The 4,885-nt window shown below is 63.1% G+C and carries 4 protein-coding genes and 1 pseudogene; all 5 read right to left on the bottom strand.

Annotation, left to right across the window (positions count from 1 at the left end):
• A partial coding sequence (locus A5622_RS20945; protein ID WP_232003017.1) for a hypothetical protein occupies positions 1-2,129 on the bottom strand: 2,129 nt, incomplete at its 3' end.
• A gap of 214 nt (positions 2,130-2,343) precedes the next feature.
• Positions 2,344-2,637, bottom strand: coding sequence for a hypothetical protein (locus A5622_RS20940; RefSeq protein ID WP_066861465.1), 294 nt, complete (start codon positions 2,635-2,637; stop codon positions 2,344-2,346).
• Entirely contained in the window at positions 2,634-3,107 is a 474-nt protein-coding gene (locus tag A5622_RS20935) for a YbaB/EbfC family nucleoid-associated protein (protein WP_197508062.1), read from the bottom strand. The genes A5622_RS20940 and A5622_RS20935 overlap by 4 nt, the downstream gene beginning before the upstream one ends.
• Before the next feature lie 137 nt (positions 3,108-3,244).
• Positions 3,245-4,033, bottom strand: coding sequence for an ESX secretion-associated protein EspG (locus A5622_RS20930; protein ID WP_156748771.1), 789 nt, complete (start codon positions 4,031-4,033; stop codon positions 3,245-3,247).
• Positions 4,023-4,885, bottom strand: a pseudogene (locus A5622_RS30285) (hypothetical protein); the annotation flags it as partial. The gene A5622_RS20930 and the pseudogene A5622_RS30285, both read right to left, overlap by 11 nt.

The raw sequence follows: 4,885 nt of genomic DNA, 5'->3' as shown, positions 1-4,885 counted from the left end.
CTGGGCCGCTCCCTCCTGCAGCCCAGGCGATGCTGGATGAGGTCCGGCGCAGGGTGGGGCAGTCGTCGGGCGCCGCCGCGCAGGCCGACATAGGGGCTGCCGTAAAGGACTTGGTTATGCAGCATCTGCGCGGCCTGTGCCATGGTTGTGACGGCAAACTCTGCGCGCTGGTTGTCGGTGAGCGCCCCGTAGGCGCGTTTGACGACCTCGCCGGCCTCGTCGATCTCGTCGCTGGACAACGTACTGAAATCAGTGCCTTCGGCTGCGGTGAGCGTTTTGATGGTGCTGTCCAACACCCAGTCCGCGCGGGACTTGTCGTCGTGTGCCAACGTGTTCCACGCATCGAACACCGACACCGGCGATTCAGACACCACGATCGGCCCCGACTGTTGATCGCCATGCGAGGTGGTCGCGGCAGCGGGCGAGGGATCTGGTGTGCTGTGTGCTAGGTGGTCGGCCGCGGCCGGTGTGGTCGAGCCCGGCGACGATGCGGCGCGCGGGCCTGAGCCAGTTTGGTCGTGATTCTGTTGGGGTAGTTGGGGTTTGGCCACGTCGCTGTGCCCCGATGCGCGGCTCGGCGTGGAGGGCTTGTCGGCCGAATCCGCTTGCGAAAACAGGCTTTCCGGCGCGGGTCGGGGGTTAGTCGAGCCGGGTTGCTGTGATCGGTCAGCGGGGGGCGGCGCTGACGCGCTTGTCGCGTGCGCGCCCTCCGGTGGCGGCGTGGAGGTTTCGGTGGTGGGGGTGGCCTTGGGCGGCGCCGATCCCGACTGCTGCGACGCCACCGAAGCGCTGGGCGTGGCCGTGGTCGAGGCCGCCGCCGACGCAGCCGAGGTCCGCGTGGCGCTCGTTGGTGGCGCCGCCGACGCAGCCGAGGTCCGCGTGGCGCTCGATGGTGGCGCCGCCGAAGCGTGCTCGGCGCCGTTGGTGACACTCTGGGTGCCAGCCGATTCGGTGTCGTGCCCCGCGGTGCTGGTTCGCACAGGTGCTGGCTCACCAGTTTCGCTCGCTGCCGCCGTGTCGGAGGGGTTCGGTGCCGGCCCACCAGTGCCGGGTGTGGCCGTGTCGGAGGGGTTTGGGGCCGGGGTTGTGGTGTGGCTGGTCGTGGGTTGGGCACTGCTGGGGTCGGGATCGACCGCGCGCACGACGTTAGTGCCGCCACTGTCCGACGGAGGCGCTGACCCGCCAGCCGAGTAGGGCGGCGGTGACCCGGCGGCCGTATAGGGCGGCGGTGACCCGCCCACGGTGTAGGGGGGCGGTGAACCGTGCAAGTTCGACACCGCGTCGTTGTCACCCACGTGGTCAACGAGCTCGTTGAGGTGAGCGGCGCTGCCGCCATAGTGCTTGCTGAACGCCTCACCAGCGATGCCGGGCAGCGCATTACCGCCGGCGCCGCCAAAGATCTCCTGGACGCTCATGCCGCCCCCGGTGGGCAACGAGCCGGCCAGATTACCCACCAGACCCGAGGTGTAATGGGTGAGCGCCCCGTGCAGCGCCTTGGTCAGGATCGTATTGGCGTGGCCCAACACGCTTTCGACCGCACCATGAGTCAGCGCACCACCGATCCCGCCGACTAACCCGCTAGCAAAACTTTGCCCGATTTCGGTCAAATCGAAGCTGTCGCGATGGCCCGCCAGGATCTGCCCGGCCTCAATGAGCCCCTCCTGACCAAGCCCCAACGCCCCGCCCACACCGGCACCCACCGCACTTCGCACCGCGGCCGCTTTGACCAAATTCCACAACGCGGTCTTGGTCAACGCTTCGGCCACCGCAACACGAATTCGGCGCACCAACGCCGCCGCAAGCTGGCGCACCGCCACCATCGTCAGACCCTCGACGGCCGGAATCCACAACAGCGAGGCACCCAGCGTTTCCCATGCGATCGAGATGTAATACGAGATTTCGGCCGCCGCGACTGCAAGCGTGAAAATGTCGTTGAGCTTGGTGGACTGAATCTGAGTGCCCGTCGTGCGCGCTGCTTCGGCCAACGCCAACATCGCCGCCACCAGATTGCTCATCGAATAATCACCAGAAAACTCCCGGTCAAAATCCGCCTGAGCCGCCTCAGCGGTCTGCCCCGACATCACCGCCATCACCGCACGCTGCACCCGCTCCAGCGCCGGGATCAACACCACTATCCGAGCAGCAGCATCCTCCCACGCAGACTCAATACGCCACATCGCATCTTCATCACCCTGAGGCCACTTAGAACCCGCCAAATAACCGACCCACTGCAACGAAGGAGGAATCTCAATAGTCAACTACGACACCCCCAGCCCTCAGCGCACTAACCACTCGGTGAGAGAGCCACTACCACCGCCACTCAAGCCAACCAAGGACCAACCACTACCGATCGTTTCCTTCAAAGTCGTTTGCCGCCGACATGAAACTGTCCGCATAGGAATCCAGCAATTGCGTTTTGCCGTCGATTGAGTTACTCACCCACTCCTTTTGGGCCAGATAGCCACTGTCTCCATTGGCGAACTGGTCACCAATCTGGTCGTTCCCCCACGGCGACCCCTCGGCGGCAAGCTTGTCAGTCAACGACGAATAGACTTGCTTCAGCGTCGTGCTGACGTCTTGCAGGTCCTGGGCGATCTTGCGCAGTCCGTCCGGATCGACGCTCAGTGGATCAGTCATCGACTATTCCTCACAGTCGGGTAGCGCACCTGTTCTTCCATGCCGTCAGCACCCTCACCACCACGCCGCGGCTGCTGTCCGGCAAGAGCACTCAACCCCGCCATGAAGTCGCGGAATTCGGGCGCATCGGCTGCCTGCGTAGATAGCGACGTAATCTCCTGGCGCCGTTCAAGTAGCGGCGCCAATAACGCCTCCGCCCGCTGTTCGATTTGCTCGACTGCCGCCTGGGCCGCCGTCGTAATATGCCCAGCGAGATCACCGAACTCGAACTCAGTTAAGTACGCCTCATCAATTACCGTCTCCGTCACGATCCGCCGGGCATCGACACGCACCTCAACCATCCCATCGGCCGCCGTCCCCGTTCCAGTCAACGCCGCCTGCTTCTGCTGCATCACCGACAACTCGCGCATCTGCTCCTCCACGAGCGACAGCACACGGCGGATATCGTTTTGTGCGGCATCGTAATCCACGTTAATCCCTTTCTGGCACACTAGGTTTGGTTGGAACTGGCATGCGATGGTGACCCCGGTAGACGGCGGGCAAGGCCGAGCTCGGCCGGTCTGTCGCGAGGCGTTCTCCCCAGGTCGGCGCGAGGGAAAACGGCGGCCTAGCCACGGTGGAACTCCTTCAGGATCGCGACGTCGTCCCCGATGAGTTGGTCAATGCGCTCATGTAGCACAGGCCTGGTCATCGGACTAGCGTGGGACAAATCCCGTGCATAGAGATATTCGCCGTCGCCGTGGATACGCACCCATATCGCGGCTTCTTTGTTTCTATCACGTCCCCACGTTCGCATGGGGCGCCAATTGCTTTGCACCGTCGCGTACGCCGTCACTTCGCTAGCTGCGACCGTGAACTCGTCCCGCGGATCCTGCCGGTGCCGGATGACGAAGTCACCGGTGTCAAATTCGGCTTTGGCGCGCGGGGCATATTCCGGTACCACAATTTTCTGATGGCAGCCAGGCCCCATTAATGTGACGGCATCAGCAATCGCCTCACCTAAGTCGTACGGCGAAACAACATGGATATCGATTAAGTCGGAATCGGGCCGCTGTGCTGCGAAAAAGCCGAGTTCTCCTGCCCGGTACGCCACCGCACGCACACTAGGCGTGACGGCCGGTATGTACTGAACATGGCACCCCACCCGAATATCGGCCGCATTGTAGGCGGCAATGCACTCCCGGAAGCTGCTCAAGTCTCCATACTTGAATCTATCCGGGACGGTATTGGCATATGCCATAGCTTCGTCTCTAGTAGCGAAGCGCGATGGCTGCGTGAACATGAACGGGTACGGCAAAAAATCGCGACCTTCAAATTCACCGATCATCTGCAGATCCCGTAGCGGGAGCGTTCCGACCAGACGTAACAGCACTCGGCTCATGCGATCATCGGCCAAACTCCGCTACCTGATGCGGTCCGCTGTGATGCTGGCCGCTGCTCACCGCCGGCTGTCGGGGCGTTTGGCGCGTCGGAGGCACCGGAGCTTGTTGGGCCGGCGCTGCGTCGTCCGGGCCATCGTCGCCGATTACCGGGACCACGGCATCGACGTCACCAATCACAAGTTCGCCGTTCTTCTTGCGGCGCAAAGCCTTGTTCGCCTTGTGCTCCTTGCCGGTTGGCCCGCGTTGTCCGGCCCCTCCGCCGCTACCGGGCATACCACCAGAGGAGCCGTTGGCGCTTTGAGCAGTGTTTGGATCAGCAACATGACTCGACATGAGCGAACCGGTCGCGTCAGCTGCCCCCTTGCTGAGGCCGGCCACCGGCGCGCCGACGGGTGACAACGTCTCGCGCCCCTGGGGCCCGATCGCCGAACCACCGCCCGCGCCGGCATGGCTCGGATCGATCCCTTGCTTCGACAGCGCATCCCAACCCTTGGGATCGAGATCTTGCGCACTCCCGGGCACACCAGACTGATTCTTTTGTGCCTCACTCAGCGCCTGTTGGAGCGGTTGCAGCGCTTGAGATGCGTCCTGTCCGAGGCTGCCCAGGCCTGATGGACCGGCACCACTCGGATTACTGGGTCCATTGAGCCCATTAAGACCATTTGGACCCGTCGATGAAGTACTACCCGGACCGTTCGACCCATTACTAGAATTTGGGTTCATTGACAAGAGACTTTTGGGCCCATTCTGGCCATTACTACCGTTCTGATTCGTCGACAAGCTATTGCCCAAGCCATTCGGGCCGTTAATACCGTTCGGTCCCGTTAGCGAAGTACCGCCGGAACTGTTCAGGCTATCGGCCCCGG

The sequence above is a fragment of the Mycobacterium sp. 1245801.1 genome, from assembly GCF_001673055.1.
Taxonomy (GTDB): Bacteria; Actinomycetota; Actinomycetes; order Mycobacteriales; family Mycobacteriaceae; genus Mycobacterium; species Mycobacterium europaeum_A.
Note: the sequence above shows the minus strand (reverse complement) of the source record. Positions and strands in the feature narration are given on the sequence as shown.